Annotated in this window: 1 pseudogene; it reads left to right on the top strand. The window is 64.4% G+C overall.

Going from position 1 to position 1,820, the window contains the following annotated elements:
• Positions 1-129: 129 nt before the first annotated feature.
• Positions 130-729: pseudogene (locus WHI96_RS27580) on the top strand (IS256 family transposase); the annotation flags it as partial.
• Between the last annotated feature and the right edge of the window lie 1,091 nt (positions 730-1,820).

Here is a 1,820-nt window from a genome sequence, read left to right as displayed (position 1 = left end):
CCGGCTGCACTCCATGATCGGCAACATCCCGCCGGTCGAGTACGAACAGAACTACTACGCTCACGACACCGCCCGAGAAGATCCAATCTCGGGAGAACCCAGCCTCCACTGAAGCCGGGGCGCTTCAGTCTGGTCGCCCGCGGCCTGTCCGGGGTCCAGCTCGTCATCTCCGACGCCCATCCCGGCTTGGTGGCGGCGATCGCCTCGGCGTTGCCGGGTGCGGCGTGGCAGCGGTGTCGCACCCACTACCTGCGTAACCTGCTCTCCCGTGTTCCGAAGTCGGCGCAGCCGCATGTCGCTACGCAGGTGCGCACGATCTTCGACCAGCCCGACGCCGACGCCGTCACAGCCCAGTACGGACGCGTGGTCGACACTCTCACCGCGCGCTGGCCCGACGCAGCCGAGCACCTCGACAACGCCCGCGATGAGCTGCTGGCGTTCACCGCATATCCGCGCGAGGTCTGGCGCCAGATCTGGTCGAACAACCCTCAAGAGCGACTGAACAAGGAGATCCGCCGTCGCACCGACGTGGTCGGGATCTTCCCCGGCCGCGACTCCCTGATCCGCCTCGTCGGCGCCGTCCTGGCCGAACAGAGTGATGAGTGGACCGAGAACCGCCGCTACATGGGCCTCGATCTACTGGCCCGCTCACGCATCCGCATCGTCACCACCGAAGCCGCACCGACCGGCAGCGAGGCACTCATGACAACCGAGGCAATAACCGCCTAGAATCCCGAACCAAGATCACGCGGAGTCGATCTCATACACCACTCCGCCGGACGTGACCAACGAAATCGTCGTCATCCGCGACCACGCTTCCCCAGCGTGGTAAATGGATCGAGCACACGTCACGCTCGGCGCCGCCAACTCTCACATCGCACCTCCGTCGAGAGAACGACGGAGGTCTACCGTCACCCCAGCACCTGCCGGTAATAGGGACCCGGCGCGTCGCTCGGTAGTCCGGTCAACAGCTCGCGACCGGCACTTCCGCCACCCCTCCTGGCGGGGCTTGCGCCCGGACCGCACACCCGACGAGGTCACACTCCCGGCCCCGACCTGACCGACACCCGGACTCATCCCCGGAACGTGGGCGCCGGGCAAACAGTGCGCGAGGTCGACGCCGGTCGACCGGGCGAGCGCTGCTTGCGTGCGGTTCACCGGCGTGAATTGCGACGTCCGATTCTCCACGGGAGACGCCAGTGTACCGAGAAGGTCTCGCCGATGCGGCACATTGCAAGCGGATCTGTGTCCTGCACGAGAGCCCCCATGTGAGCCGCGACCTGCGCCGGAAACAGAGCTAGGTCGTGGATTGGGAGGAGGCAACCGCCCACCGATCAATAATCAGAATGGCGGGCTGAGCAGCTCACAGCCGAGCGGGGCTTAGGAAGCTCCGTCGATTCTCGAGAAGAGGAACCCTAGAGCCGCTCTTATTTGCGATCTAGGCGCGGCTGAGTTGCTTTAGGTAACCTGCACGCCGCGCCCGGGCGGGGATTGCGCGGAGGTCCGGGTTCACGTTCATGGGGTTGATAACAGCAGGGTGGAGGGGGCGCGTCATAGACTCGGGGTGACAGACTGGCTCGTCCCCGTGTTCAGGTTTACGTCCGGAACGTACGTAGCCGGTCTCCCTTCGATACCAAAGCATACCTCCACATTTTGTATATTACAACGCACTCACCTCGCGCACTGCAAAATAAGTGGCTCTTCCGGAAATGGAGTGCAGGTGAGGGCGTGATCGACCGCGCGGGTGGGGTCGTGTCGCTGCGGTGAGGCGGGCCCCGAGAAGTTGATGATGAAGGTTCCTACACCGAACATCGTCGAAC

It is taken from the genome of Pseudonocardia tropica (assembly GCF_040105315.1).
Classification (GTDB): Bacteria; Actinomycetota; Actinomycetes; order Mycobacteriales; family Pseudonocardiaceae; genus Pseudonocardia; species Pseudonocardia alni.
This window is presented reverse-complemented; position numbering and strand designations above follow the sequence as displayed.